Consider the following 26,146-nt stretch of genomic DNA (forward strand, 5'->3'; position numbering starts at 1 on the left):
GTGCGAAATTCTCCCTTCCTTGTTTTTACCGCCATTCTAGCCATGGCTGCATGCGGCGGCACGCCGGCCCGGGCCGAGGAGTCGGCAAAGATTCGCGCCTGGACCCATGAGTCTTTCGGGCGAATCGTATTCGACGTGGACCGGCCGATCGCTCATACCGCCACGATCGAGGATGGTAAACTCATCGTCGAATTCGATCGGCCAATTCGCGCCGCCTTCGATCCCGTCTTCCAGCGCTTGGGCGCCTATGTGACAGGTGTGGCAAGTGAGAAGGACGGCAAACGCTTCGTTTTTTCACTCAAGCCCGACGTTGGCTTGCGAAGCTTCCTAGACAATGAAAACGTCGTCATAGACCTTCTGAAAAACACCGCCCCGCGCGCTACGCCGGCTGAAAAGGTTCGCGTGCGCACCGGGAAACATCCGACCTTTACGCGCCTTGTCTTTGACTGGCCAGAGAAGATCGCTTACCGGGTCGAGAGCAAGACCGAAACGGCGACGATACAGTTTGCGAGGCAAGCTGCGTTTGATTTGCCTGAACCGGGAAAAGATCTTCCAAAATACGTGCATTCGCTGGACGTGCGTTACAGCGGCCAGACGACAGAAATCGTGATTGCCCACGCGCCGGAGGTGGGCTTGCGTCACTTCCGCGACGGCCCGCGGGTCGTTATCGATCTTTCGCAACCATCCGCGCAAGCGAGCCCCGCGCCTGCCCATATCGCGCCGAAGCCGGCAACGCCCATCGATCTGCTGCCGGTTCAATCGGCGAAAACTTTGGCAACCGACGCTCAGGCGCCTGTAAGAACCGAACGCAACGCGAACACCTTGAGCCTAATCTTCGATTGGGACAGTCCTTCGGGGGCGGCGGTGTTCCTGCGCGCCGGCTACGTATGGGTTGCCTTCGATCGCTTCCGCAACTTCGCTCTTGATGCGGCGCTCGCTAAGGAAAAACCACTGCTGAAGAGCATGGAATATGTGCCGACGCGGAAGGGTACGGTGATTCGCATCGGACCGGTTGCCGGTCTTTACCCGACGCTGCGTCGCGGCGGCAACGCCTGGGCGGTGGACATTCGCCCGGAAGCAACGCCCCAGCTCGGCGAAATTTCGATCCGCGCGTTATCGAATGAAGGCGAAGGGCTTGCCTTGCTGTTGCAGGCGGAAGGGGCCGAACAAGTCCTGCGGGCGACGGACCCGGAAGTTGGGGATGAACTTTTTATAGTACCAATCACCGGTACGAATATCGGCGTTGGCCAAGACCGGGAATACGTTGACTTTTCCTTGTTAGCGGCGACACAAGGGATCGTGATTGAGCCGCGGAAGGATTTGCTCGACGTGCAACCTACCGCGCAAGGGGTGTTGGTTTCCGCACCAAGAACACTTCGCATATCGAATCCTGGCGCGCCGGTAGAATCGGTTTCGGACGTCCTGTTGACCAGCGTCCGGATGTTCGATTTCGAGGCATGGAGAGGCTTGCCCGGCGAAACTTTTGTAAAGGCGGAGCAGCGCCTTCATCTCGCCATTGCGCAGGCGGAAGAGAGCCGGCTGGATGACGTGCGCATGAACCTGGTGCGCTTCTACCTTGCAAGGGAGATGATGCCGGAGGCGCTTGGCGTGCTCGGTATCCTTCTGGAAACGTCGCCCGATATCATCAAAAACATGAACTTCCGGGCGATCCGCGGCGTTGCCGCCTTCGACACCGGGGACGATGCCCAAGTCGCAGAGGATTTCCATGACAAGGGGCTGGACGGCGATGCCGAGATCGCGCTCTGGCGCGCCGCCCTTGCTGCGAAACAAGGCGATTGGACGAAGGCCGCCAGAGGGTTCGACGGTGCCGACAGCTTCCTGGTCACCTACCCGGAGGGTCTTCGCCTGCGGCTCGGCTTCCTTGCCGCCGAGGCGGCCTACCAGGTTGGCAACCTTGCGCTGGCTGAAAATCGGCTTCGCGCGCTCCAACTCCTGAATGCGAACGCGGATGAGAACGGTCGCGTCAAATATTTCGAGGGGCGCATTCACCTTGCCCGCCAGGACGTCGATGGCGCGGTCGTGCTCTGGAATCAGGCGATCGCCGACGGCGGCCGGGAAAGCCGGTCGCGTGCCACCTTCGATCTTGTCCGGCTGGAATTACAGGAAGGGAGAATCGATTCGCATGAAGCCATTGAACGGCTCGAAAAGCTTCGCTTCGGATGGCGGGGAGACGACTTCGAGTTCGACCTTCTTTATCGGCTTGGCGTCCTCTATATCGAAGAGAAGAAATACGACCGGGGCCTCACGGCGCTGAAACAGTTGATCACCTATTTCGATGGAGAGGACAGGAAGCGCAAAATCGTCCAGGAAATGACCGACGTTTTCTCGAAGCTCTATCTGGAAGGCGAGGCGGACGCCATGCCGCTGGTGAAGGCGATCGCCCTTTACAACGAATTTCGCGAGCTTACGCCGGTCGGTGAGACTGGCGACCGCATGATCGAAAAATTGGCCGACCGTCTGGTTGGCGCCGACCTCCTCGATCGCGCGGCCGATCTTCTCGACTACCAGGTGGAATATCGGCTTACCGGGCCCGAGCAGGCTCGCGTCGCCACTCGCCTGGCGGTTATCCGGCTTCTGAACCACAATCCGGAGGCGGCCTTGAAGGCGCTTCGGGAAACCAGCCAGAATCCGGTTTCCGAAGCGCTTGCCCAGCAACGGCTTCATCTAACCGTTCGTGCGCTTGCCGATATCGGCGACATGGACCAGGCGCTTGGTCTTTTGAAGGAAGACACGACCCATGAGGGCGATCTTCTCCGCATTGATCTCTATCAGCGCATGCGGAACTGGCCGGAAGCAGCCAAGGTGTTTGCCCGGATCGTCGGCGACCCGGCGCCGGAAAAAGAACTTTCGGACTACGACCGGAAATTCGTCCTTAGTTGGGCGGTAGCGCTTTCGTTGAGCGGCGACATGGAAGGCCTGGCCACCCTGCATGAGCGGTTCGACCGGCGCATGGTGAAAAGCGAATATGCAGACATGTTCCGCGTGATCTCGCCGGAATCGGAATATAGAAGTCAGAACTTCCTAGAGCTGGCGACAAAAATCGCAGAGGTAGACAGTTTTCAATCCTTCATGACGAACTATCGCCAGCAGTTGAAGGCGAAGGGGTTGAGCGCCCTGAACTAGAACGGATGGATTCCCGAACTAACCGAAGCTTTTGATCAAGCTGCCGGCCACCAGCGCCCAGCCGTCCACCAAGACGAAGAAGATCACCTTGAAGGGAAGCGAGATCATAATCGGGGGCAGCATCATCATACCCATCGACATGAGGATGGACGCCGCGACAAGGTCGATAATCAGGAACGGGACGAAAATCAGAAAACCGATTTCGAACGCCCGGCGAAGCTCGCTGATCATGAAGGCCGGGATCAAAACGCGAAGCGGGGTTGCCTCCGGCTTCTGAACCGTCTCCAGCTTGGCGGCGTCCATAAAAAGGGCCAGATCCTCCTCGCGGACCTGCTTCATCATGAAGGCGTGGATAGGGGCTGTCGTGCGCGCGAAGGCTTCCTCTTCGCTGATCTGCTCTTCGATCAACGGTGCAATGCCGTCGCGATAAGCAACTTCCAGGGTCGGCGCCATGATAAAGGCGGTGAGAAACAGCGCCAGGCTGACCAGGACGGTGTTCGGCGGCGTTTGCTGAAGCCCCATCGCGCTTCGGACGAAGGAAAGCACGATTATGATCCGGGTGAAGGAGGTAACCATCACGAGAATCGAAGGGGCCAGGCTTAGGACCGTGAGCAGCGCAATCAACTGCAGGATGCGCGAGGTTGCCGCCCCGCCCTCGCCGAAATCCATGGTCAGGTTTTGGGCCGCGGCGGGTTCGCTGAAGGCAAGCAAGGCAAGCCCGAGAATTAGGGAGAGAGAGGCCAAGCCTCGCTCTTTTTGAAGCCATTTTTTCATGGTTCCCGTCCGGCCGACTTGGCGGCCTTTGATTCCGGCGCCGGGATGGCGGATTCGATGAGGAGATCAGCGTGCTGGCCGGCGCTCAGAAGCACGAGGTGCTCGCGATCGTCCCGGCGCAGCAGCAAGAGCCGGCGGCGTGCGTCCAGCGGCAGGACCTCGACGACCTCCAGTCGCCGGTCGCGCGCCTTCGTTGCGGGAATTCTGCCGCCGAAACCGAAACGCCGGATTGCCCAGCCGACAAGGCCAATCAGCCCGAGAACAAAGGCAAGGGCTAGAAAAAAACGGAGATATTGCGAGACATCCATCGTTGGTTTTTAGCGTGCGTCCCGCTTATTTCTTTTTGGTTGGGTTTTTTTTGACTGGGTCGTTGCCATAGGCGCCAAGCGCCTGTTCGTGGCGGCTCATCTTGCTGAGTCGCTCGCCGAGTTCGGCATACTGGCCCCGCAGCTCTTCGGCCAGCCGGTCGAGATCGTCGATCAACCCGATGACCCGTTTTTTCATGGTCTCGCGCCGATCGGGGGGGGCCTCGTGAAGGGCCTTGCAAAACCGCTCGATCTTCATCTCGAGCGGGCGCAGATCGACCTCACCCCCCTTTTCGAGGGCATGTCGGGTCGCCTGTATGTAGCCCATGGCATCCTGCAATTCACCGGCTTCTTGTGTCATGGCGTCTTCTCCAGCGCCGCGGGGCCTTGGTTGGCGCGGTAGACATACGCCAGGATTTCGGCCACGGCGGTAAAGGCTTCGATGGGAATTTCGCTGCCGATCTCAAGCGCCGAGAGCAGTTCGGCCAGATCCTCGTCCTTGCGGACCTTGACGCCGGTTTGGAAAGCGATTTCCAGGATTCGCTCGGCGAGGGCCCCCTTGCCAGTGGCTACGACCTTCGGCGCGTTAGCGTCCTCTCCTTGGCCGTACTGCAAGGCGACGGCGATTTCACGCTTGGCCGGCGCATTGTCCGTCGAATCTTCATTGAAAAGATCGGTCAATTTGGTGGTTCCCTTGGATGGGCGGGGGGGGGTCCTTATGGTCTTCCCTGGCGCCTATCCTGACGTTGCTATGCTTAAAGAATCTTTAAAAACCGCCGCGGCCGCGCCACACTGCGCGGGGCTGTCCAGGGCCTTGGAAGGTTCCAGCCGCCGGAAAGGCGGAAGGCCGGGAAACCTCGGGAAAAGAAATTCATGCGGCTGCTTTCCGTCAATGTTTCACTTCCCCGCACGATCGGGCAGGGAAAAAAAGCCGTCACGACGGGAATCTTCAAGGAGCCCGTGACGGGCCGCCGATGGGTTCGCGCGCGGAACGTGGAAGGCGATGCCCAGGCCGACCTTGAGAATCACGGCGGAAAATTCAAGGCGGTTTACGCTTACCCGTTCGAACACTATGCCGAGTGGGCGAAGGCGCTTGATCGCGACGATTTTTCCTATGGCCAGTTCGGCGAGAACTGCACGGTCGAAGGCCTGCTTGAGGAGGGCGTCCGTATCGGCGATCGGTTTAGGATCGGGACCGCGCTCGTTGAGGTGACACAACCCCGCGTGCCGTGCTTCAAGCTTGCCATGAAAATGGGTCTCGAGGATTTCCCGAAGCGTTTTCTTGCTTCCGGCCATACCGGCTTTTACCTCCGCGTCATCGAGGAAGGCACAATTGCCGCTGGCGACGCCATCCTGTGCGTCAAGAGCGCGCCCGAAAGCCTCGCCGTGCGAGAAGTCAACCGCCTCATGTTTCAGGTGAAGGCGGATCTCGAGGGGGCAAAACGTGCGCTGAAGATTGAGGCGCTATCGCCGGGTTGGCGGATGGCCTTTGAAAAACGTCTGGTCGAAGCGGGCGCGCCGATCTCAAGTTTGCCGGCGTGGAACAGGGAAGAGGCCGCCGCGGCTGGCCTTTAGATGCCGCCCTTCTCTGGCGGGGCGTCCAGAAGATTGGCGCTCGCCTCGGCGGCGGCCCGGTTTTCTTCTTGGATTCGTTCGTAGATTTCTTTTCGCAGCACGCTGGCGTCCGAGGGAAATTCGAAGCCCAGCTTGATGGATTTGCCCCGGATTTCGACGACGGTCACTTCGATCGCGTCGTTGATGATGACCGACTCCCCAACCCTCCTGGTCAAATAGAGCATGCCTGCAACCCCGCCCGGCCCCTCCGAGGGGAGGATACCCCGCGGATTCTCTAGAGCAAGCTTTCGCATTTTTACGCTTTCTTAAGGGTGGGATGCAAGACTCCATCCCCTGTCGTCGAGCCCTGAAACCCGCTCAAAACGACCGGCTCTCCATGGATATGAAGAAGCTTCCCTTGTTGGCGACGATCACCGGCCGGATGGGCTGGTTGAATTCCCGTCAAGAAGTGCTGGCCAGAAACATCGCGAACGCGGACACGCCCGGTTACGTCCCGCACGATTTGAAACCGACTGCTTTCCGTGACCTCGTGCGGGGTGGGGAGGCGACGCTTGCGCCGAGGGTGACGAACATGGCGCATTTGTCGGGAACGAAAGAGGCCAAACGGTTCGCCGATCAGAAGCAGAGGGAAACCTATGAAACAACCCCGGACGGTAACGCCGTCGTCCTCGAGGAGCAGCTTCTGAAGGTTGCCGAGACGGCGGGGGATTACCAGACGGCGACGAATCTTTATCGCCGTTATATCGCCATGTTCCGCACGGCGATCGGGCGCAACTAGGCAAGGGGGATTGCGAGTGGACATCATCAAGGCAATGAAGATTTCGGCGGCCGGGCTTAAGGCGCAAGGCACGCGGCTCCGCGTCATTTCCGAAAACATTGCAAACGCCGATTCGCTTGCAAAACAGCCGGGGGAAGCGCCGTACACACGGAAGGTCGTCACCTTCAAGAACGAACTCGACCGCAAGCTTGGGGCCGAAATAGTAAAGGTCGATCGGATTCACGCGCCCCAGGCGCAATTCAAGAAGCATTTTGATCCGACGCACCCAGCCGCCGACAGGGACGGCTATGTCGAGACGCCGAACGTGGATTCGCTGGTCGAAATGATGGACATGCGGGAAGCTCAGCGAAGCTATGAAGCAAATCTAAGCGTCATCGAGATTTCAAAGGGAATGCTGCGGGGAACGATCGGTCTGCTCGAACGTTAAGGCCTTGCGTTTCCGCGAGCACACAGGGGAAAGCCATGTCACTGAAAGCGATGGATGCGGCGACAGCCTACGCGAAGGCCGTCGCCAACATAAAGCAGCCCGGACTTGAAGCCAGGGATGGGTTGCCGAAGGGGAATTTTGCGAGCCTCGTTCAAGAGGCCGTGGAAGGGGCGGCGGAAAGCCTTCAGACGAGCGAGAAACTGACGATGAAGGCCATGACGAAGGAAGCGGATCTGCTGGACGTCGTTACCGCGGTCACGAACGCCGAGATGACCCTGCAAACGGTGGTCGCGGTTCGCGACCGGGTTGTGCAGGCTTATCAAGACATCATCAAGATGCCGATCTAGGCCGCTCGATGACGGACGAGATGGTGCTGGAAATCGCCCGCGAGGCGATTTGGGTGACGATCAAGCTTGCGGCGCCGACCATGCTGCTGGCGTTGATCGTTGGGCTGGTGATCTCACTTATTCAGGCGCTGACGCAGGTGCAGGAGATGACGCTGTCCTTCGTGCCGAAGATTCTCGTCATTTTCGTTTCGTTTCTTTTGTTTCTGCCTTTCATGGCGAGCACGCTTGCGACGTTTACGCACCAACTGGCGGATCAGATCGCCGGCATGGGCTGACCGCGTCATGCTGGAAGAGTTTCTCTCCTTTAACCTCTTTGCGTTGTTTCTCGTTTTTGCGCGCATCGGCGCGGCGATGATGCTGCTGCCCGGCTTCGGCGAAGTTTACGTTCCGCCGCAGGTGCGCCTCCTGCTCGCAATCCTGATCAGCATCCTGATGACACCCATCGTCGCGGCCGGCCTGCCAGCCTTGCCGGCGAGCCCGTGGCAGCTTTTGTTCCTGCTCGCGAGCGAGGTCGTAATCGGCGCCTTCTTCGGCACGGTGGGGCGAATTTTGCTTTCGAGCCTTTTCGTGGCGGGAATGGTCATTTCCTACCAGATCGGCCTCGCCAACGCCTTCGTCAACGACCTCACGGCCGCCCAGCAGGGGTCCATCGTCGGAAATTTCCTGACCGTGACGGGGCTCCTGCTGCTTTTCGTGACAAACGTCCACCATCTGATGCTCGCCTCAGTCATTGAGAGCTACGACGTTTTCGTGGCCGGCGCGCCATTGCCGCTTGGCGATTTTGCCGAGGCAATGACGATGGTGGTGGGAAAAAGCTTCGTAATCGCCGCTCAGATCGCGGCCCCTTTCTTTGTCCTTGGCATGGTGTTCTATCTCGGGCTCGGTCTTCTCAGTCGGCTCATGCCGCAGGTGCAAGTCTTTTTCATTGTAATACCGGTGCAGATTGCACTCGGTCTTCTCGTCATGGCGTTGACGGGAATCGCCATGCTTAGCTGGTTCCTTCGTGAGTTCCAGAGCGACTTCGCCAGCGTCTTCGTGGGGGGATAAGGATGGCGGAGCAGCCCGATGAATTTCAGAAGACAGAAGAGCCAACCCACAAGAAGCTCAAGGATGCCCGCCAGAAAGGGCAGGTTGCCAATTCCCGCGAGGTCAATCATTGGTTCATGATCTTGGGGCTTACCCTCATCGTCCTAGTCTTTGCACCGGGAATGCTGGCGGATCTTCGCCATGCCTTGGTTGGCTTTCTCGAGATGCCTCACGCCGTCTCCCCGGATGGCGCGGGTTTCATGGAGGTGATCTGGCGCGCCCTCGGCGAGGTCGCCCGGGCGCTTCTCCTGCCGATGTTTTTGCTGATCGCGCTTGCCTTGACGGCCGGTTTTGTCCAAAGCGGTTATGTCGTCGCCGCCGAACGCATCAAGCCGTCGCTCGAGAAAATTTCGCTTCTGAAAGGCATCAAGCGGCTTTTTTCGATGCGCGCGATCATGGAATTCATCAAGGGGGTACTAAAACTTGTCGCGGTGGGCACCGTTATTACCTTTCTGATGATTCCGGAGTTCGGTCGTCTCGATAGACTGATCGGCCTTTCGATTCCTGGCATTCTCGAAACGCTCGACTCGCTGGCCATCCGGGTTCTGATCGGCGTTCTCGCAATCGTGACGGTGATCGCCGGGCTCGATTACTTTTACCAGCGCTATAACTTTCTGAAACAGATGCGCATGACGCGTCAGGAAGTTAAGGACGAGTTCAAGCAGACGGAAGGCGACCCGATTATCAAATCGCGGCTTCGGCAGCTCCGCATGGAGCGCGCGCAACGGCGTATGATGGCATCGGTGCCGGAATCGGACGTCGTGATCACGAACCCGACTCACTACGCCATCGCGCTCAAATACGATATGGAGACGATGGAAGCCCCAAGGCTTCTCGCGAAAGGAATCGATTCTCTGGCACTGCGAATCCGCGAGGTCGCCAAGGAGAACGACATCCCCATCGTCGAGAACCCGCCGCTCGCCCAAGCCTTGTATGCCGGTGTCGAGATCGACCAGGAAATTTCGCCGGAACATTACAAGGCCGTCGCTGAAATCATCGCCTACATCATGAAGCTCAAGGGAAAGCAATTGCGGCCCGGCGCATCCGGCGTTGCGCAACCGGGCCGGGTTTATGGTAAAGGTTAAGTCTATCCCAGTGCTGGGGTAGACACCGCCTCGTTGAGGGAGTTCGGATGGGCGACCGCCGCGACTCACTGCCTCTCGTGCCGGAAGCGCGGGAATACCTGCCGGCGAGAAGGCCGCTTCGGCATCCCGCCTTCTGGAGTTTATTTCTGCTGCTGGCGGCGCTCGTCGGCATCGTCGGCCATCTGCTGGACCTGGCCGGCCTTCCGCTCGCGCATATGGCTCTTTACGGCGGGGCCGCCGCCGGCCTTTCCGTGCTGGCGCTTGGCGTGGTCTACGCCATCCTATGGCGGAAGGCGGAAGCCGAAATTTCGGACGTTTTCTGGCGCGCGGCGCGCGATCTTATCCCGACGGGCAGGCTCGTCACCGGTCCCGCCGGCGGCATCGTCTATGCGAATGGCGTCTTCTTCGAGATGTTCGAAGTGGATCCCAACGACCCGTTGCGCACGCTCGAAGGGCGCCTAAGCGGCGTCGATGCCGAACGCTTCCGCCGCCTGCGCGCCAAGGCGATGGCGGGCGAGATGGCAAGCGATGAAATCGCCGTCGCCGACCCCGATGGTCTCTTGTGGCGCAGCTTGGCCGCCATCCCGATTGCGGCCATGCCGGGCTATATCTATTGGCGGGCGGAGGACACGACCGCCCGCCACGAGATGGAACAGGTCATCCACGAGGAACAGGAAAAGCTCGTGGATTTTCTGGAGAACGCCCCGGTCGGCTTCTATTCGGTGGACGAGAACGGGCGGTTTCTTTTCGTGAACAACCAGTTTGCCGAATGGTTGGGACTGTCCGCCTCGGAGATTGTGGCGGACGGGCGGAAGCTGCACGACTTCGTGGATGAGCAACTGGCTCCCCGCACGCCGCCCTATAATTTCTTCGGCTCCGATGCCATGGAAAGCCGCGGCGAGATTCGGTTGAAAGGGGCCGACAAGCCGTTCCAGGCCTTTCTCACGCAAACCGTCGTGCCGCTGGTCGAGGGGCAGGGCTTGCGGACGCGCTCCGTCGTTCGCAACCTGATGCCGGAGCGCGAGTGGGAGCAGGCGCTCCGGCGGTCCGAATTGCGGTTCAGGCAGTTCTTCGAGGAAGCCCCGATCGGCATCGCCTTCCTTGATCTTGAGATGCGGATCGTCGAATCGAACGCCGCCTTTCGCCAGATCGCCGGCTTCGACCGGGGCAAGGGGCGGGAAGGGGTGCCGCCGCTCAAGGACCTCGTGAACGAGAGGGACGTCGAGCGCCTGGTTGCCCAGTTCGAGCGCGTCGCAAGCGGCATTCGTCCAACGCGGCCGATCGAGGTCCGTCTTGCCGGCGAGACCGAAACCGTCGCCGCTTTCTTCATTCGCAGCCTCGAGGACGTGACGGGCGAGGCGGTCGGCTTCATCCTTCATTCCATCGACACGACCGAGCAGAAGAGGCTCGAACGGCAGTTCACCCAGAAGCAGAAAATGGAACTCGTCGGCCGCTTGGCCGGCGGTGTCGCCCATGACTTCAATAACCTGCTGACGGCGATGATAGGCAATTGCGACCTTTTGCTGTTGAACCACGGGCCGGGCGACCAGGCCTTCGCCGACATCATGCAGATCAAGCAGAACGCAAACCGGGCGGCGAACCTGGTGCGCCAGCTTCTCGCCTTTTCGCGCCAGCAGACCCTGCAACCGAAGATCCTGAACGTGACTGACGTGCTGGGCGAGCTCACGAACCTGCTGAACCGCCTGCTTGGCGAACGCATCCACCTCGATATCGTGCACGGCCAGAGCTTGGGCTTCGTGAAGGTGGACCAGGGCCAGTTCGAGCAGGTCATCATCAACCTTGTCGTCAACGCCCGCGACGCCATGCCGGAAGGGGGCACGGTCACGATCCGCACCTCCGGCCTCGCGAACACGCGGTATTTGCCGACGCGCGGCGACCAGGATGCCATGCCGCCCGGCGAATATGTTCTCATCGAGATCGAGGACACCGGCGTCGGCATTTCGAAGGAAAACCTCGAGCGGATCTTCGAACCCTTCTTCACGACGAAGGAACTCGGCGCCGGCACCGGGCTCGGCCTTTCGACCGTTTACGGCATCGTGCGCCAGACCGGCGGTTTCATCTTCGCGGATAGCGTGGTGAGCGAAGGCACGAAGTTCTCGATCTACCTGCCCCGCCACCAGTCGGCCGAGGCCGTGGCCGGCGCCGGCGCGCATATGCCGGTCGTGGCCTTCGATCCGATCGACCTCACCGGCGTCGGCACGGTGCTGCTGGTCGAGGACGAAGACGCCGTTCGCCTGTTTGGGGCTCGCGCGCTAAGAAAGAAAGGCTACAAGGTGCTGGAAGCGAAGGGGGGTTCCGTCGCCCTTGACCTGATCAACAACGCCGAGGAACCGATCGATTTGCTTATCACCGACGTCGTCATGCCGGAACTGGACGGGCCGAGTCTGGTTGGCCGCGTGCTCGAGAAGCGCCCCGACATGAAGGTGATCTTCATCTCCGGCTATGCGGAAGACTCGTTTCGCGATCGCATGGGGGACGCCGCCGGCCTGCATTTTCTCGCCAAGCCCTTCAGCCTTGACCAACTCGCCGGCAAGGTGAAGGAAGTGATGGCAAATTAGGCGCTCTTTGCTTCCCGGTGCCTCGGCGGCTGCCCCGCCGACCTAGAACATTTCACGAACTTTCCGTAAAAAATTATTTATATCAAAAGGTTATAAGCTTCGCTTGCGCAAGAGAACAAAACATGTACATTGGCCGGGACGCAAGGTTGCTAGGCGACAACCTAGGCTTCGTTTAGGAATAGGGGGATACCTATGTCGAACACGAATTTACGCGTGATAAACCGGGACGAAATGGACAAGAACAAAGCACTCGAGGCAGCCATCAGCCAGATCGATCGGGCCTTCGGGAAGGGCTCGCTTATGCGCCTCGGCCAGGAAGGCGCCGTCGTTGAAGTCGAAACCGTGCCGAGCGGCTCGCTTGGCCTCGACATCGCGCTCGGCATCGGAGGCTACCCCCGCGGCCGCATCATCGAGATCTACGGGCCGGAAAGCTCCGGCAAGACGACGCTGGCGCTCCACGCCATCGCCGAGGCCCAGAAGCGCGGCGGCACCTGCGCCTTCATCGATGCCGAACACGCGCTCGATCCCGGCTACGCGAGGAAACTCGGCGTTAACATAGCCGACCTTCTCATCTCCCAGCCGGACGCCGGCGAACAGGCGCTTGAGATCGCCGACACTCTCGTCCGTTCCGGGGCGCTCGACGTCCTCGTTGTGGACAGCGTTGCCGCCCTCGTGCCGACGGCGGAACTCGAAGGCGAGATGGGGGATCAGCACGTCGGCCTACAAGCCCGTCTCATGAGCCAAGCGCTCCGTAAGCTCACTTCTTCCATCGCGCGATCGCGGACCCTTCTCATCTTCATCAATCAGCTCCGGATGAAGATCGGCGTCATGTTCGGAAACCCCGAAACGACGACCGGCGGCAACGCGCTCAAATTTTATTCCTCCGTCCGGCTCGACATCCGCCGCATCGGCGCTATCAAGGATCGGGAGGAGATCGTCGGCAACCAGACCCGCGTCAAGGTCGTGAAGAACAAGATGGCGTCGCCCTTCCGGGTGGTTGAATTCGATATCATGTATGGCGGCGGCATCTCGAAGTCGGGCGAAATCCTGGACCTTGGCGTCAAGGCGGGCCTGATCGAAAAATCCGGCACCTGGTTCTCCTATGGTGATCAGCGCATCGGCCAGGGCCGCGAGAACGCGAAGCGCTTCCTGGAGGAGAACTCCGAGATCGCTGCTAGGATCGAAGTCGAAATCCGGGCGAACGCTGGCCTCGTCCAAAAAGCGCTGGCGGAATCGGATGACGCGTCCGAGATGGAAGAAGCACAGGAAGCCTGACTTTACCCTCCGGCGCCGGTCAAGGCACCGGTCCTTGCGTCCATCGGAACGGGCCTTCGGGCCCGTTTCTTTTTGGCGCTTCCGAAAACGCCGAAAGGCTTCCGCTGCTTGAAATTCTGCGCGTTCGCCTTGGCTGGACACCCAAGGCGGAGGCAGGGTACAAGGGGCCTTCTTTGGCGCGCGGACCTATGCAGAACACCAACGACATTCGCTCAAGTTTCCTGGACTATTTCGCTCGTCACGGTCACACGGTGGTGCCGTCGAGCCCGCTGGTGCCGAGGAACGACCCAACGCTCTTGTTCACGAACGCCGGCATGGTGCAGTTCAAGAACGTCTTCACCGGGGCCGAAAAGCGGGATTACGTTCGCGCCGCCTCCAGCCAGAAATGCGTCCGCGCCGGCGGCAAGCACAGCGACCTCGATCGCGTTGGCCACACCGCCCGCCACCACACCTTTTTCGAGATGCTGGGTAACTTCTCCTTCGGCGACTACTTCAAGGAAGGCGCCATCGAATTTGCCTGGGGCCTGCTGACGAAGGAATTCGGGATCGCGAAGGACCGTCTTTGGGTCACCGTCTATCACGAGGACGAAGAAGCCCGACAGCTCTGGCGCAAGATCGCGGCCCTTCCGGAAGACCGCATCATAAGCATCGCGACGGCCGACAATTTCTGGATGATGGGGGACACCGGCCCGTGCGGGCCGTGTTCGGAAATCTTCTACGATCACGGGGCCAGCATCCCGGGCGGTCCTCCCGGCAGCGCCGAGGCGGAAGGGGATCGCTTTGTCGAAATCTGGAATCTCGTCTTCATGCAGTACGACCAGATCTCGCCGGACGAGCGCGTGCCGTTGCCGAAGCCTTCCATCGACACCGGCATGGGGCTTGAGCGCATCACCGCCGTCCTTCAGGGCGTGCACGACAACTACGCGACCGATATCTTCCGCACGCTGATCCAGGCTTCGGCCGAGGTGACGCGCACGAAGCCGGACGGCGAGCACGCTCTCGCTCACCGCGTCATCGCCGATCACCTGCGATCCTCCGTCTTCCTGATGGCGGACGGCGTCCTGCCTTCGAACGAGGGGCGGGGCTACGTTCTTCGCCGCATCCTGCGCCGCGCCATGCGCCACGTGCATCTCATCGGCTGTCGCGAGCCGTTGCTCTGGCGGCTGGTGCCGACGCTGACCACCCAGATGGGTCACGCCTATCCGGAGCTTCTGCGGGCGGAAGCCCTGGTCGCGGAAACCCTGAAATCGGAAGAGGAACGGTTTCGCCAGACCCTGGAGCGCGGCCTCAAATTACTGGCCGAGGAGACCGCTAAACTGAAGAAAGGCGCGGCCCTTCCCGGCGAGATCGCCTTCCGGCTTTACGACACCTACGGTTTCCCCCTCGACCTCACAGAAGACGCGTTGCAATCGGAAGGTCGCGGCGTTGATCACGAAGGCTTCGGGCGTGCGATGGCCCGCCAGCGCGAGGAAGCCCGCGCCGCCTGGGCAGGCTCCGGCGAAGCGGCGACGGAAAAGGTCTGGTTCGGTATCCGCGAGCGGGTGGGGGCGACGGAATTTCTGGGCTACGAGACGGACGCGGCGGAAGGCATGGTTGTCGCCCTGCTCCGCGGCGACAAAGAAATACCGGAGGCGGGTGAGGGTGAGGAAATCGCTCTGGTCACCAACCAGACCCCCTTCTACGGCGAATCCGGCGGCCAGGTTGGCGACGTTGGAAAACTTTTTACAACCGCCGGCCTCAAGATCGCCGTCCGGGATACCCAGAAGAAGCTTGGCGATCTCCACGTCCATCTCGGCCGGGTAGAGAAGGGGAAGGTTCGCGTCGGCGACATCCTCGAGATGCGGGTCGAAGCCGACCGCCGCGCCCGGCTTCGCGCGAACCATTCCGCCACCCATCTCCTGCACGCCGCCCTTCGCCGGCGGCTCGGCGCGCATGTCACCCAGAAGGGCTCGCTCGTCGCTTCTGATCGCCTGCGTTTCGATATCAGCCACCCGAAGGGATTGACGCCGGACGATATCCGCGCCGTCGAGGCCGACGTGAATCGCCAGATCCGGGTGAACGCGGCGGTCGAGACCCGGCTGATGACGCCGGACGAGGCGGTGGCGGAAGGGGCGCTTGCTCTTTTTGGTGAAAAATACGCCGATGAGGTGCGCGTTCTTTCGATGGGAAAGGAAAACGACAAAAACTTTTCCGTCGAGCTTTGCGGGGGCACCCACGTCCGACGAACCGGCGACATCGGCTATTTCAAGATCGTCTCGGAAAGCGCCGTCGGCGCCGGGGTGCGCCGGATCGAGGCGCTGACGGGCGAGGCGGCGGAGGCCTGCGTCGAAGAGGCGGAGAAGAGCTTGACTGCCGCGGCTGCCGCGCTGAAGGCAACCCCGGCCGAACTTCCCGCCCGCATCGAAAGCCTGATCGAGGAGCGCAAGCGGCTTGAACGCGAGTTGCAAGGGGTTCGCCGCACGCTTGCTCGGGGCGGCGACAGCGGGAAAGAAAGGGCCGATGCTCGTGAGATCAACGGCTGCCGTTTTCTCTCCCGCCTGCTCACGGGCGTGCCCGCGAAGGAGCTTCGCCCGATGGCCGACGATCTCAAAAAAGAGGTGGGCTCCGGCGTCGTTGCAATCCTGGGCGTGGACGAGGAAGGTAAGGTCTCCCTCGTCGTCGGCGTTACGGCCGATTGCACGGACCGTTTCAACGCGGTCGCGCTCGTGCAGGCGGGGTCCGCCGTCCTCGGTGGCAAGGGCGGTGGCCGGCCCGACATGGCGCAGGGCGGCGGCACCGACCCGGAAAAGGGCGCGGCGGCAATCGAAGCGATCGCCGCCGCGATCGAAGCGACGGCCGCCAAGGCCTGACCGCTAAGGCTGATCGAAAGCGCGCGCCCGCCTCAGACGCCCGCCATCGCCTTTTTCAGGTTTTCATCGAGCTTGTCGAGGAACTGGTTCGTTGTCAGCCACTTCTGGTTCGGTCCGATGAGGATGGCGAGGTCCTTCGTCATGAAGCCGGTCTCGACCGTCTCCACGCAGACCTTCTCCAGCGCGTGCGCAAACTTCTCGACCGCGGGCGTGCCATCGAGTTTGCCGCGGTAGGCAAGGCCGCGCGTCCAGGCGAAGATGGAAGCGATCGGGTTCGTCGAAGTTTCCTTGCCTTTTTGGTATTCGCGGTAGTGGCGGGTCACCGTTCCGTGGGCCGCTTCCGCCTCGACGGTCTTGCCGTCCGGCGTCAGCAGGACGGACGTCATCAGTCCGAGCGAGCCGAACCCTTGAGCAACGGTGTCGGACTGGACATCGCCGTCGTAGTTCTTGCAGGCCCAAACGAAGCCTCCTTCCCATTTAAGCGCCGCGGCGACCATGTCGTCAATCAGGCGGTGCTCATAGCCGATACCCTTCGCCTTGAACGTGTCGGCAAATTCTTTCTCGTAGATTTCCTGGAAGAGGTCCTTGAAGCGCCCGTCATAGGCTTTCAGGATTGTGTTCTTGGTCGAGAGATAAACGCTCCAGCCGCGCTCGAGTCCGTAATTCATGCAGGCGCGCGCAAAACCGCGGATAGAATCGTCCAGGTTGTACATGCCAAGTGCGATCCCGGAAGACGGAAAATCGAACACCTCGTGCTCGATCGCCTTGCCGCCGCCTTTCGGTTCGAACCGCATGAGAAGTTTGCCTTCGCCCGGAACAAGGAAATCCGTAGCGCGGTACTGGTCGCCGAAGGCGTGGCGGCCGATGACAATGGGCTTCGTCCAGCCGGGAACGAGCCGGGGTACGTTGCGGCAGATGATCGGCTCGCGGAAAACGGTACCGCCGAGGATGTTCCGGATAGTTCCGTTCGGGGACTTCCACATCTTCTTCAGCTTGAATTCTTCGACCCGCGCTTCGTCCGGCGTGATCGTCGCGCATTTGACGCCGACGCTGTATTGCTGGATGGCATGCGCGGCGTCGATGGTCACCTGGTCGTTCGTTTCGTCCCGGTGTTCGATCCCGAGGTCGTAATATTTCAGATCGATATCTAGATAGGGGAGTATCAGTTTCTCTTTGATGAACCGCCAGATGATCCGCGTCATCTCATCGCCGTCGAGCTCTATGACGGGTTTGGCGACCTTGATTTTTGGCATGCGATCAGATCCCTCTACCTGGTTCTTGGTGTTCTGGTTAGGCGGGAAAATAGCATCCAAGAAGATTAGCGCAAGCCCCACCGGGGGATGCGGTCCGCTTCCCTCAGATTTCGCTAGAGGCCGTGCGGAAAGTAGGTTCCGGCACGGTGGCGAGGGCAGGCAATATTTCCTCGACGGTGCACACAACCGTATAGAGATCGGTGTCCTTTCGCCGGGCGAACCCCTTCTCGATGATCGCATCGAGCAGGTTAAGGAAGGGGTTCCAATAGCCGTCGACGTTAACGATCAGAATCGGCTTGTCGTGGCGACGAAGTTGTTTCCAGGTAAGAATCTCGAGCGTCTCGTCGAGCGTGCCGAAGCCGCCGGGAAGGATGACAAAGGCATCCGCCATGTCGAACATCTTCTGTTTCCGGGCATGCATGCTGTCGACGGTAATCATCTGCTTGACGCCGCGGTGGCCGACTTCGATATCCAGCAGAAAGTCCGGCATGATCCCGATCGCTTCGCCGCCCCCGGCCAACACGGCGTCCGCCACGCTGCCCATGAGGCCGACGCCGCCGCCGCCAAAGACGAGCCGGACGCCGTGCTTGGCCATCAGCGCGCCCAGTCGTTCCGCCGCCGCTCGATATTTGCGGTCCACGTTTTCCGAAGAACCGCAATAGACGCAAAGCGTGTTGATTTTCTTCATGCGTTTCCGTCGCTCAAAAGCTTTTCCGGCAATAGCAGGCGTACCCCAGCGTGTAATCCTGCGTCTGATCCAAGGGGTCCAAATAGAAACATAGAAGCGGGATCAGGAAAAAGCAGAAAGGAAACGCAAGAAGGTAGAAAGGGGCAAGGAAAAACGCACCCGCTTGCGGCTTCAGCTTGCGACGCCCCCCGGTGTCTTGCTGAAAAAGATATTGTGCCATCAGGTAATTTGGCAAGGTGCGAATCCGCTTGCCGAGATACCAAAACATTCCTCCTCTAGGTTCGATCGAGACGCTTTCAAAGCCCGCCTTCCGGAACAGCGACCGCAGGCCGTATTTCGTAAAATTGAAGAAGTGGTGCGGGGCGCCGTGAATGCCCCACCCTTGGGGCGCCGTCAGGAAAAGCTTCCCCCCCGGCTTCAGCACCCGGAAAAATTCCTTGAGAACGGCTTCCGGATTCTCGACGTGTTCGAGCACCTGGGTGTTGAGAACGACGTCGTAGGTGTTGTCGGGCTTGGGGATGGCTTCCAGGTTGCAGAGGAAGTCATACTCGGACTTGTATTCTTCGTGGAAAGCGTCCTCGAAGTCCGTTGCTTCATAGTGGGCATGAGCGAAATGCCGCCGGTAGGGAAGGGTGCCGGCGCCAGCGTCCAGCACCCGGTCTGAAGACGCCACCTGCGTTGCGGCAAACTCCATGAACTTTGTAATCCCATAGGTTTCCGCATCCGTCCGCAGAAGGAGACCCTTCAGGAAATCTTTTACGCCGGACATCTTGTCCACTCTCGAAAGCTCCCGATTCAATGTGGCGCAAACCCGTCTCCGGCACGATTGCGCGCCGAACGATTTCCTCCCATCATACACGATATGGTTCGTGACTGAATTCATCGGTAGCGAGGGAAAACGCGCATGGCGAGCGATATTCTGCTGCAGGACATCCGCCAAGGGGTGGCGACGATGACCTTTAACCGCCCGAAGGAGTTAAACGCGATTGATAATGCGCTTGCCGTCGCGCTCGGCAAGGCGTTGCAGGCGACGGCAAAGGACGACAAGGTCCGCTGCGTCGTGCTGCGCGGTGCCGGTGGCCATTTCATGGCCGGTGGCGACATCAAGGCGTTCGGGGCGACCCTCGAAAAAGAGGAGTGGACACGCCGTCAGGCGACGGGCGAACTCGCCTTCTACGCGCACGAGATCATCGAGACTATCCACCACATGGGAAAACCCGTCATCGCCAGCCAGCGCGGGGCGGCGGCCGGTTTCGGGGCAAGCCTCCTTTTGGCTTGCGATTTGGCCATCGCTTCGGAGAATAGCTTCTTCACGCTTGCCTATCGCCAGATCGGCCTTAGCCCGGATGGCGGTTCGACCTATTTTCTACCGCGCAGCGTAACCTTCAAGCAGGCGATGGAAATTGCGCTTCTGAGCGAGCGGATTGATGCGAGGCGCGCCTACGAACTTGGCATCGTGAATCGCGTCGTGCCGGACGAAAAACTTGAGGAAGCGACAGCCGAAATGGCTGAGCGCCTAACGTCCGGCCCGAGGCAGGCGCTGGCGCGAACGAAGGCGCTGCTGAACAACGCCTTCAGTTGTGGCGCGGCGCTTCAAAGCCAGCTGCGTTTGGAAGAACGCGGCATCATGGATTGTGCCGCCGGCGAGGAATTCCGGGAAGGAATCGCGGCCTTCCTGGCGAAGCGGAAGCCGAACTTCCCGAAGGCGTAGGCGGGTTTTCACATCAGGCGGCAAGGTGATCGCGCAGGAAAGACGGAATCAGGTGGTGGTGGTCGATATGCCGGGTGCCGTCCGCCATACGGTCCGGCCCGGCCGTCCGTCCGTACGTATCCAGGAACGTCGCTCCCCGGGCGGCCGCCGTCGCTTTTAGGGTCTCATTGAAGCCCGCGATGCCGGCGAGATACGCCTTCCGCTCTTCTGTCGGCAAGGCGTTGAGAGTCGGCCGCCCGCAATGAGGTGCCGGCACGCCGACAAAAATAGGCCGAAGTCCTTTTTCCACGGCCACCGTCGCGACAAACGCCACGTATCCCTCGACGGTCTTCTGGATGATCGCGTTGAGATCGCCGCCGTGCTTTCGGTGGTGGTGATGGATGCCTTCGTTATGGCGACAGTCGATCTCGCCGAAAGTAAAAAGCACGGTCGCCTTTTCCGGAATTTCTTTCAGGATGGCTTGCAAGCCTCGCTGGAAATAGTTCGCCTTTGACTGGCCGAGATGCCAGGCCTTGCAACCAATCAGAAGATGCGAGATGGCCTTCGCGGTCGTGCCTTCGAAGGCAACAAGCGTGCCGTTCGGTGACAGCGCGTGGCTTTCGCCTACGACGTGCAGACGGCCAGGCGCGTCGCCTTCATAGATGGCGGGATTTTTCTTGCGATAGCGAAGGAGGCGTTCGAGATAAAGTTGGTAAATGCACAGGCTGATATCGATCGTTGTGCGGTCAATCGTCTCGGCAAGCTCCTCGCTTGTCCGAAGCGTGTCCGCAAGACCGTCCAGGTCTTCCTGCAGCCAGGCGTAGATACCTTTGTGGATGAAGAGGGCATAGCGCTGATTCACGGTCAAACGGGGGGACGGCAAAAGTCTGTCGATCACGCCAAGACCTTCCCGGATGCGCTGCTGGCGCAACAGAGTAACGGCGAAAGCCATGTGGGAGGCCATATCCTGGCCGGATGCCTTGCCAACAGTCTCGTAAGTGGCGAGCGCCCCTTCGATGTCTCCTTTTTCGACCAGCACTTTGGCAAGGCTGATCGCCGCGCTTGGTAATTGGCCGTTGGCCTGTAGGGCGCTTCTCGCCAAGGCTTCGGCGCCCGCCAGGTCGTCGCCGTCGGCGAGGAGGGCGGCAAGGTGGGTGGAAACCTTTGGGTCTCCGTTCGGGTTCTCGATCGCCTTTTGCAGCATCGGCGTCGCCTTATTCAAGGCGCCGTCGTCGAGAAAGAGAGTGCCAAGGCTGTCGTATACGTCGAGGTCGGGCTTCATCTCGATTGCCTTCTGGTAGGCAGTGATCGCTTCCCCGACGCGGCCAAGCTCGCGATAGGCGCCGCCAAGGTTGAAATACGCTTCCGCGTTATCCGGCTTGATCCCGAGCGAACGGTGAAAGGCGTCAATCGCTTCGTCCGACTGGCCTGTCGCCTGTAGAAGGACGCCGAGATTGTTGTGGGTATCGGGGTTGTCCGGCTGGTATTTCAACGCCTGCCTGTAAGCGGACAGCGCTTCCGTCAGCTTCCGCTGTTTCTTCAAGACATTGCCAAGATTGTTCAGGGCTTCCGCGCTGTCCGGCTTGATGGCGATGGCGCGGTGGTAGATCTCGACCGCCTCGTCGAATCGGCCGTTCGTCTGCAGCACGTTGGCAAGGTTGCTATGGGCTTGCGAAGCTTTCGGTTGCAGCTTGAGTGCCATCCGGTAGGCGTCCTCCGCATCGTCCATCCGGTCGAGTTTCTGAAAAACCAGGCCCAGGTTGTTGTAAGCGCCAGCGTTCGTCGGCTCCACTTTGATGGCGGCCTCGATCAGGCCAAGGGCGCGGTTCGCATCGCCAAGCTGATACATGGCGAGGCCGCAATAGTTGAGGGCGTCTGGGTGTCTAGGCTGGTTGGCGAGAAACGTTTGATAGAGCGGCAGCGCCTCGCCGACGCGCCCCATTTGGTGCAGGGAAACAGCGTCTTGCAGGCCTTCCGGAATAGGGGAAGCGCCCCGTGTTCGACGCAGTTTCTCACGTTGACGGCGTTCCTTGCGGTTCATCTTGGGTCTTTGCGCGCTTTACCTTATCCGCCGGAGCCGGACGGGCGGCATCCAAGGTCTTACTTCAAGACCAATTTGGTTAAAAAAGCGCTTATAAGGCGCGCATCGACGCTTAGATCTTGTTACCGCGGCCGCACGTAGCGAAGACCGAGCCAAAGACCGAAAAGCGGGGGGCCAAAAGCCCCGAGAAGGTGGAGAACAAGGTTGCGCACCGCCATTGGTTCCGTGCGGTTTTGTGTCTCGTAGAGTTCGATTTTGCCGTGCCGGCCTTTTAACGCGGGAAATTTTTCTTCGGTGATCTCGTAATTGAACTCGGCAATCGCGCGGGTGTCCTTTGACCAGGAGGAGGAGGTCAAGACGCCAATCCCGCCTACCCATAGAAGGGACGCCAAGAACCAAACGACGTAAAAGTTACGTGCCCGCCTCATCCCTATTTCCCCATTTTATCATGGCGGCCGTTACTCCTCCGGGCTCAACTCGGACCAAGGCACATCGACTTCGACGCCCTTTCGGCCGCCTTTCAGGGTATCCAGATTTACCCAGCTGGGGTCGATTTCTTCATTGAAGCGCACGCTGCCGTCCGTCGCCAAGATGGTGGCGTGGTTTTTCCGGAAATCCGCGATCATCGCCCAAACCGGCCACAGGATTGTGCCCTTGGGCTCCTTCTCAATTGGAAAGGTGCGATAGCCTTGGATGGTTGTTTTCCAAAGCTCGTCCTGCTTCGTATAGAACTCGCCGAGATAGGGAACCCATGTCTTGGCGTCGATGTAAATGACTTTGCGGCTGTAGGGATGCAGCACCGGCGCCTTCGCCTCAAGGACATACACCTCGCGCGGCATCCATTCGTCTACCGGATTCCAGTGGGGCCAATTTTCGATATTGAAGCCGGGATAGCGCTTGTTCCTCTCCTTTTCTTTCGGATTCCAGTAAGGATTTGCGGTCTCGGCGACCACAAGGATTTTCTTTTTCCCAAGGACCTTGTAGGCGTCGTACCAAGTCGGGTAGGCGCTGAAAATCATCAGGTCGTCGCCCAGAAAATCCGTCTCCCCGACCTCGTCCATCCAGAACTCGCCGGACCACTTCACAACCTTATTGGCATCCTTCGCATAGATCAGGAGGTAGTCCGTCTCGCCCGTGTCGTAGCGGTAGTACAGAAACCCGCTGCCCTTGAACACTTCCGGCGCCGTCATGACGAGGAGGTCTTTTTCGAAGATCTTGCCGGAACCAAGCGTTGGGGCGTCCTTCCGCCGCAGAAGCCCCTTTAGAAGAATCCGGGTAAATTGTTGGCGCGTAATACCTTCGATTCCGCTCTCGCCGTTGATCATGATGGCGGTTCCGTTCGGGAAGATCTGGCTGTCACCGTTGGGTTTACCGTAGAAAAGATTCCAGATGATCTTTAGCCCGGCGTCCGGGTCGTTCGTCTTGACGTCGGGGAAGGGAACGCCCGCTTCCCAGCCTTTGACCGCGCGCGTTTTCGGATCAAGCGAGACGGTGCCTCGGTTTTTCTCGCTGGCTTTCAGCCAAACCGGATCGAGCAGGTGAGGTTTCGGCTGGGCGAGTTTCATCGTCAGGCCCTTTGCGCGGATCTGCCATTGAAACTGCTCCGGAATTAGTTCGGAAAGTGGCGTGCCGTCGAAGGTTTGACCAAGGAGATCGTCCAGATTCCCGGCATGGACGACGGTACCCGTCTCTATTGCGGCCGCTCGGGCGGGCATGGCGAGCGCGCCCCAAACCAGGCCCGCTAGGGCGATGCCAACAAGCAGCTTGCTCTTGGGCAATTTTTTTCTCCCATCGTATTGGCTGAAAATTGAAGGCGAATCAGAAGAAGGATCCTACGGTCCGTTCGTATTCCTCGACCTGCTTGACCCCATCCTTGTCGGATCGGGTGGAAACGGTTCCGCGCGATTCCATGCGGTTGGCGCGAAGGGCGTCATCGTTCTCCCCGCCACCCTTGAGGATCTCGACCATGGCCTTCCCTTCGGCTGGGGCACCAAAGCCTTGGCCGGCCTTCCATCCATACTGTTTCTGTTGGTAGGGGGTCATATTGGGGCCACCCATGCCGATCCACTTGGCCGCCTCCGCGTCGTTGCGCGGCATGCCCATGCCATAATGATACATGATCCCAAGCTGGTACTGCGCTTCCGGGTCGCCGGCGTCCGCCGCGCGTTTCAGCCATTTGTAGGCAGGGCTGTACAACTGACCATATTTGAAGAACATGCCGGCCTGCCGCTGGGCCGCCACATGTCCCTGCTTTGCCGCCTTCACATACCAGCGCAAGGCGGTCTCGTATTTTTGAATGATCTGTTTGCCCTTGTCATAGGTGGCTCCGAGACGGTCTTCGTTGGACGGATCGTAAATCTGTCCAATATAGAATTGAGCGTCCGCGTTGCCTTCGACGGCGAGGGGGATCAATTCGTCGTAAGCGGTGTTGAATTTGCCCAGGGCATAAGCTTGGACGCCTTCGGCATAGCCCGCGAAAGCAACGCTGGGGAGGCCCAAGAACAACAGGCCGATAAACAACCCGGTTTTCCAGGAAAGCGGCTTCATGGCGGTATCCCCCCTTTTCCGTCGGCACGGGCTATTTTAGCGCGGCGACGCGGCGAACGGTCAATAAAGCCCGGCAAAGAGAAAAATGGGGGCTGGAGATTGGAATTGCCAGCAAAAATGTTATGCCTATAAGGCTGTCCGCCCACTCCCGCCAATTCGTTTCAGATGAAACGAAAAGGCAAGGCCAATGGTGCCGGATGGAGGATTTGAACCCCCGACCTACTGATTACAAATCAGTTGCTCTACCACTGAGCTAATCCGGCGCCCGCGCGGCCGACAATAGCGTTGGCTTTTGCCGTCCGGCAAGCTCGTATAAGGCGACGGCGGCGGCCACGGCCACGTTTAGGCTTTCGATCGTGCCGGATGCGATGGCAAGCCTTGCGAAGAAATCGCAATGCTCGCGGGTGAGGTGGCGAAGCCCTTTTCCTTCCGCTCCCAGCACAAGGGCGGTTCGACCTTCCGTCTTGAGGCCGCAAAGCATCTCGTCGGCGATCGGGTCGAGGCCTACGCACCAAAACCCGGCTTCCTTCAGCTTCTCCATGGCCCGCGTCAGATTCACGACGTGGAGAAGGGGAACGTGTTCGAGGGCGCCCGACGCCGCCTTGGCCAGGCTGCCTGTGGCGGCCGGCGCATAGCGGTCGGGCAGCAGCACGGCGATCGCCCCGAAAGCGGCGGCCGAGCGCAGTACGGCACCCACGTTTTGCGGGTCCGTTACCTGATCGAGGAGCACAACCACGGCTTCCTTTTCATGCGCATGCCTTTTCCCCAAGCCCTCGAGGACCGATTCCAGGCTGACCGGGGGCAGGGGCTGGGCGAGGAGGGCAATTCCTTGGTGGACGGCGTTCCTTGGGAGAAGTTCGGCGAGGGCTTCCCGCGACAGGATTTCCGGCGAGGGCTGCGGCAGGGCCGACAACCGGGCGAGGCGTTCTTCCAAGCCCGTCCGGGCTTCCGCTGTAAGCACTAGCCGATGGCTGCGTCTTTCCGGATTGGCAAGGGCGGCAAGGGTGGCATGCGTCCCATAAAGCCAAACGCCCTCGCGCGCGGCTCCGCCTTTCTTGCGAACGGACGCGGAATCCTTGGATTTAATCGGCGTCTGGCGCTTGCGCTTGCTCATTGAAAACCTTATAGTCCCCGCGAATTCCGTACTGCAAGCCTTGAGCCGCTGGCTTGCCCGATGAAAACTTAGAAAGCAAGGGGCGTTTCCCCTGAGGCAGTCCTTTGGATTTGCTTGACATTCGAGGGCAAATCCCCTTTCTTCGCGGGCCGTTGCGCCTGGGGGCTTATTGTGGCTCGGAGGGGTGGCCGAGCGGTCAAAGGCAGCAGACTGTAAATCTGCCGACGTACGTCTACGTAGGTTCGAATCCTACCCCCTCCACCAGACAGAATTTGTGGGAGAACCAAGAGACAAAACTCGGCGGGTGTAGCTCAATGGTAGAGCTTCAGCCTTCCAAGCTGAAGACGGGGGTTCGATTCCCCTCACCCGCTCCATCCGAAGTGGATGTGGTTGAAGGGTGGGACGACTTTACACCAACCAACTCATCGGGTTTGACGCCGGCTTAAGAACAGGAAAATCGAACAATGGCGAAAGCGAAATTTGAGCGGACGAAGCCGCATTGCAACGTTGGGACGATTGGGCACGTTGACCATGGGAAGACGACGCTGACGGCGGCGATCACGAAGGTTTTGGCGGAATCTGGGGGCGC

At 59.9% G+C, this 26,146-nt stretch carries 26 protein-coding genes and 3 tRNA genes; 15 read left to right on the forward strand and 14 right to left on the reverse strand.

The window, feature by feature from the left end:
• Nucleotides 1–3,144, forward strand: a complete 3,144-nt coding sequence (locus AB1781_00300; protein ID MEW5703023.1) for a tetratricopeptide repeat protein — start codon at nucleotides 1–3, stop codon at nucleotides 3,142–3,144.
• A gap of 18 nt (nucleotides 3,145–3,162) precedes the next feature.
• Here the strand turns inward: AB1781_00300 and fliP are convergent, their stop codons facing one another.
• From fliP to AB1781_00320, 4 genes are read right to left on the reverse strand one after another with little or no spacing between them, the layout of a single operon-like run.
• Entirely contained in the window at nucleotides 3,163–3,918 is a 756-nt protein-coding gene (gene fliP / locus AB1781_00305) for a flagellar type III secretion system pore protein FliP (GenBank protein MEW5703024.1), read from the reverse strand.
• A complete protein-coding gene (locus AB1781_00310; protein MEW5703025.1) occupies nucleotides 3,915–4,226 on the reverse strand; it encodes a flagellar biosynthetic protein FliO in 312 nt (103 codons plus the stop codon). Before AB1781_00310 ends, fliP begins: the two co-directional genes overlap by 4 nt.
• Before the next feature lie 25 nt (nucleotides 4,227–4,251).
• Entirely contained in the window at nucleotides 4,252–4,584 is a 333-nt protein-coding gene (locus AB1781_00315; GenBank protein ID MEW5703026.1) for a hypothetical protein, read from the reverse strand.
• Nucleotides 4,581–4,904 (reverse strand): EscU/YscU/HrcU family type III secretion system export apparatus switch protein, encoded by a 324-nt coding sequence (locus tag AB1781_00320; protein ID MEW5703027.1) that lies wholly within the window; start codon nucleotides 4,902–4,904, stop codon nucleotides 4,581–4,583. Before AB1781_00320 ends, AB1781_00315 begins: the two co-directional genes overlap by 4 nt.
• 192 nt (nucleotides 4,905–5,096) lie before the next feature.
• Here AB1781_00320 and AB1781_00325 point away from each other — a divergent pair, with 192 nt between their 5' ends.
• Nucleotides 5,097–5,798 carry an MOSC domain-containing protein gene (locus AB1781_00325; protein MEW5703028.1) on the forward strand — a complete coding sequence of 234 codons (702 nt, stop codon included), beginning with the start codon at nucleotides 5,097–5,099 and terminating at the stop codon, nucleotides 5,796–5,798.
• Here AB1781_00325 and csrA read toward each other — a convergent pair.
• Entirely contained in the window at nucleotides 5,795–6,022 is a 228-nt protein-coding gene (gene csrA, locus AB1781_00330) for a carbon storage regulator CsrA (GenBank protein ID MEW5703029.1), read from the reverse strand. The two genes, AB1781_00325 and csrA, sit on opposite strands and share 4 nt — an antisense overlap.
• 92 nt (nucleotides 6,023–6,114) lie before the next feature.
• Here csrA and AB1781_00335 point away from each other — a divergent pair, with 92 nt between their 5' ends.
• The 9 genes from AB1781_00335 to alaS all read left to right on the forward strand — a co-directional run bounded on the left by AB1781_00335 (nucleotide 6,115) and on the right by alaS (nucleotide 16,224).
• Nucleotides 6,115–6,576: a flagellar basal body protein gene (locus AB1781_00335; protein MEW5703030.1), complete on the forward strand. Its 462-nt coding sequence runs from the start codon at nucleotides 6,115–6,117 to the stop codon at nucleotides 6,574–6,576.
• A gap of 16 nt (nucleotides 6,577–6,592) precedes the next feature.
• Nucleotides 6,593–7,003 (forward strand): flagellar basal body rod protein FlgC, encoded by a 411-nt coding sequence (flgC, locus tag AB1781_00340; protein MEW5703031.1) that lies wholly within the window; start codon nucleotides 6,593–6,595, stop codon nucleotides 7,001–7,003.
• Nucleotides 7,004–7,038: 35 nt separating this feature from the next.
• Entirely contained in the window at nucleotides 7,039–7,350 is a 312-nt protein-coding gene (gene fliE / locus AB1781_00345) for a flagellar hook-basal body complex protein FliE (GenBank protein ID MEW5703032.1), read from the forward strand.
• 8 nt (nucleotides 7,351–7,358) lie between these two features.
• Nucleotides 7,359–7,625 carry a flagellar biosynthesis protein FliQ gene (gene fliQ / locus AB1781_00350; GenBank protein ID MEW5703033.1) on the forward strand — a complete coding sequence of 89 codons (267 nt, stop codon included), beginning with the start codon at nucleotides 7,359–7,361 and terminating at the stop codon, nucleotides 7,623–7,625.
• 7 nt (nucleotides 7,626–7,632) lie between these two features.
• Nucleotides 7,633–8,397, forward strand: coding sequence for a flagellar biosynthetic protein FliR (locus tag AB1781_00355; GenBank protein ID MEW5703034.1), 765 nt, complete (start codon nucleotides 7,633–7,635; stop codon nucleotides 8,395–8,397).
• Nucleotides 8,398–8,399: 2 nt separating this feature from the next.
• Complete coding sequence (gene flhB / locus AB1781_00360; protein MEW5703035.1) at nucleotides 8,400–9,521, forward strand: flagellar biosynthesis protein FlhB; 1,122 nt, start codon at nucleotides 8,400–8,402, stop codon at nucleotides 9,519–9,521.
• Nucleotides 9,522–9,568: 47 nt separating this feature from the next.
• Complete coding sequence (locus AB1781_00365) at nucleotides 9,569–12,100, forward strand: PAS domain-containing protein (GenBank protein ID MEW5703036.1); 2,532 nt, start codon at nucleotides 9,569–9,571, stop codon at nucleotides 12,098–12,100.
• A gap of 192 nt (nucleotides 12,101–12,292) precedes the next feature.
• Complete coding sequence (gene recA, locus AB1781_00370; GenBank protein MEW5703037.1) at nucleotides 12,293–13,375, forward strand: recombinase RecA; 1,083 nt, start codon at nucleotides 12,293–12,295, stop codon at nucleotides 13,373–13,375.
• 188 nt (nucleotides 13,376–13,563) lie between these two features.
• A complete protein-coding gene (alaS, locus tag AB1781_00375; protein ID MEW5703038.1) occupies nucleotides 13,564–16,224 on the forward strand; it encodes an alanine--tRNA ligase in 2,661 nt (886 codons plus the stop codon).
• Between the two features lie 32 nt (nucleotides 16,225–16,256).
• On the opposite strand, the gene AB1781_00380 is transcribed toward alaS, so the two are convergent.
• From AB1781_00380 to AB1781_00390, 3 genes are all read right to left on the reverse strand, one after another.
• Nucleotides 16,257–17,477: an NADP-dependent isocitrate dehydrogenase gene (locus tag AB1781_00380; protein ID MEW5703039.1), complete on the reverse strand. Its 1,221-nt coding sequence runs from the start codon at nucleotides 17,475–17,477 to the stop codon at nucleotides 16,257–16,259.
• Between the two features lie 103 nt (nucleotides 17,478–17,580).
• Complete coding sequence (locus AB1781_00385) at nucleotides 17,581–18,165, reverse strand: TIGR00730 family Rossman fold protein (GenBank protein ID MEW5703040.1); 585 nt, start codon at nucleotides 18,163–18,165, stop codon at nucleotides 17,581–17,583.
• Nucleotides 18,166–18,178: 13 nt separating this feature from the next.
• On the reverse strand, nucleotides 18,179–18,934 hold the full coding sequence (locus AB1781_00390) for a methyltransferase domain-containing protein (protein ID MEW5703041.1): 756 nt from the start codon (nucleotides 18,932–18,934) through the stop codon (nucleotides 18,179–18,181).
• Nucleotides 18,935–19,069: 135 nt separating this feature from the next.
• Between AB1781_00390 and AB1781_00395 the strand changes: the two genes are divergently transcribed.
• Nucleotides 19,070–19,876 carry an enoyl-CoA hydratase gene (locus tag AB1781_00395; GenBank protein ID MEW5703042.1) on the forward strand — a complete coding sequence of 269 codons (807 nt, stop codon included), beginning with the start codon at nucleotides 19,070–19,072 and terminating at the stop codon, nucleotides 19,874–19,876.
• A gap of 13 nt (nucleotides 19,877–19,889) precedes the next feature.
• Here AB1781_00395 and AB1781_00400 read toward each other — a convergent pair whose 3' ends face one another.
• The 6 genes from AB1781_00400 to rlmB form a co-directional block, all read right to left on the reverse strand.
• A complete protein-coding gene (locus AB1781_00400; protein MEW5703043.1) occupies nucleotides 19,890–21,896 on the reverse strand; it encodes a tetratricopeptide repeat protein in 2,007 nt (668 codons plus the stop codon).
• 122 nt (nucleotides 21,897–22,018) lie between these two features.
• Nucleotides 22,019–22,252 (reverse strand): hypothetical protein, encoded by a 234-nt coding sequence (locus tag AB1781_00405; GenBank protein ID MEW5703044.1) that lies wholly within the window; start codon nucleotides 22,250–22,252, stop codon nucleotides 22,019–22,021.
• Nucleotides 22,253–22,354: 102 nt separating this feature from the next.
• Complete coding sequence (locus AB1781_00410; GenBank protein MEW5703045.1) at nucleotides 22,355–23,674, reverse strand: DUF1329 domain-containing protein; 1,320 nt, start codon at nucleotides 23,672–23,674, stop codon at nucleotides 22,355–22,357.
• A gap of 40 nt (nucleotides 23,675–23,714) precedes the next feature.
• Nucleotides 23,715–24,443: a tetratricopeptide repeat protein gene (locus AB1781_00415; protein MEW5703046.1), complete on the reverse strand. Its 729-nt coding sequence runs from the start codon at nucleotides 24,441–24,443 to the stop codon at nucleotides 23,715–23,717.
• A gap of 188 nt (nucleotides 24,444–24,631) precedes the next feature.
• Nucleotides 24,632–24,706 (reverse strand) — tRNA-Thr (locus AB1781_00420).
• The gene (gene rlmB / locus AB1781_00425; GenBank protein ID MEW5703047.1) at nucleotides 24,697–25,557 is read right to left on the reverse strand and encodes a 23S rRNA (guanosine(2251)-2'-O)-methyltransferase RlmB; all 861 of its coding nucleotides are present in this window, start codon (nucleotides 25,555–25,557) and stop codon (nucleotides 24,697–24,699) included. The genes AB1781_00420 and rlmB overlap by 10 nt, the downstream gene beginning before the upstream one ends.
• Nucleotides 25,558–25,735: 178 nt before the next feature.
• On the opposite strand from rlmB, the gene AB1781_00430 reads away from it, so the two are divergent.
• The 3 genes from AB1781_00430 to AB1781_00440 form a co-directional block, all read left to right on the forward strand.
• Nucleotides 25,736–25,821, forward strand: a tRNA-Tyr gene (locus AB1781_00430).
• A gap of 36 nt (nucleotides 25,822–25,857) precedes the next feature.
• A tRNA-Gly gene (locus AB1781_00435) sits at nucleotides 25,858–25,931 on the forward strand.
• A 90-nt stretch (nucleotides 25,932–26,021) separates the two neighbouring features.
• Nucleotides 26,022–26,146: GTP-binding protein (locus AB1781_00440; protein MEW5703048.1), on the forward strand; the 125-nt coding region annotated here is incomplete at its 3' end.

The organism is Pseudomonadota bacterium (assembly GCA_040752895.1).
Taxonomy (GTDB): Bacteria; Pseudomonadota; Alphaproteobacteria.

Excerpts from the sequence above, each read along its gene's own strand:
- AB1781_00325 (MEW5703028.1), top strand. The coding sequence starts at position 5,097 with ATGCGGCTGCTTTCCGTCAATGTTTCACTTCCCCGCACGATCGGGCAG.
- AB1781_00315 (MEW5703026.1), bottom strand. The coding sequence starts at position 4,584 with ATGACACAAGAAGCCGGTGAATTGCAGGATGCCATGGGCTACATACAG.
- fliP (MEW5703024.1), bottom strand. The coding sequence starts at position 3,918 with ATGAAAAAATGGCTTCAAAAAGAGCGAGGCTTGGCCTCTCTCTCCCTA.
- fliE (MEW5703032.1), top strand. The coding sequence starts at position 7,039 with ATGTCACTGAAAGCGATGGATGCGGCGACAGCCTACGCGAAGGCCGTC.
- rlmB (MEW5703047.1), bottom strand. The coding sequence starts at position 25,557 with ATGAGCAAGCGCAAGCGCCAGACGCCGATTAAATCCAAGGATTCCGCG.
- AB1781_00385 (MEW5703040.1), bottom strand. The coding sequence starts at position 18,165 with ATGAAGAAAATCAACACGCTTTGCGTCTATTGCGGTTCTTCGGAAAAC.
- AB1781_00400 (MEW5703043.1), bottom strand. The coding sequence starts at position 21,896 with ATGAACCGCAAGGAACGCCGTCAACGTGAGAAACTGCGTCGAACACGG.
- AB1781_00390 (MEW5703041.1), bottom strand. The coding sequence starts at position 18,934 with ATGTCCGGCGTAAAAGATTTCCTGAAGGGTCTCCTTCTGCGGACGGAT.
- recA (MEW5703037.1), top strand. The coding sequence starts at position 12,293 with ATGTCGAACACGAATTTACGCGTGATAAACCGGGACGAAATGGACAAG.
- csrA (MEW5703029.1), bottom strand. The coding sequence starts at position 6,022 with ATGCTCTATTTGACCAGGAGGGTTGGGGAGTCGGTCATCATCAACGAC.
- AB1781_00355 (MEW5703034.1), top strand. The coding sequence starts at position 7,633 with ATGCTGGAAGAGTTTCTCTCCTTTAACCTCTTTGCGTTGTTTCTCGTT.
- AB1781_00395 (MEW5703042.1), top strand. The coding sequence starts at position 19,070 with ATGGCGAGCGATATTCTGCTGCAGGACATCCGCCAAGGGGTGGCGACG.
- AB1781_00310 (MEW5703025.1), bottom strand. The coding sequence starts at position 4,226 with ATGGATGTCTCGCAATATCTCCGTTTTTTTCTAGCCCTTGCCTTTGTT.
- fliQ (MEW5703033.1), top strand. The coding sequence starts at position 7,359 with ATGACGGACGAGATGGTGCTGGAAATCGCCCGCGAGGCGATTTGGGTG.
- alaS (MEW5703038.1), top strand. The coding sequence starts at position 13,564 with ATGCAGAACACCAACGACATTCGCTCAAGTTTCCTGGACTATTTCGCT.
- AB1781_00335 (MEW5703030.1), top strand. The coding sequence starts at position 6,115 with ATGCAAGACTCCATCCCCTGTCGTCGAGCCCTGAAACCCGCTCAAAAC.
- AB1781_00365 (MEW5703036.1), top strand. The coding sequence starts at position 9,569 with ATGGGCGACCGCCGCGACTCACTGCCTCTCGTGCCGGAAGCGCGGGAA.
- flhB (MEW5703035.1), top strand. The coding sequence starts at position 8,400 with ATGGCGGAGCAGCCCGATGAATTTCAGAAGACAGAAGAGCCAACCCAC.
- AB1781_00415 (MEW5703046.1), bottom strand. The coding sequence starts at position 24,443 with ATGAAGCCGCTTTCCTGGAAAACCGGGTTGTTTATCGGCCTGTTGTTC.
- AB1781_00380 (MEW5703039.1), bottom strand. The coding sequence starts at position 17,477 with ATGCCAAAAATCAAGGTCGCCAAACCCGTCATAGAGCTCGACGGCGAT.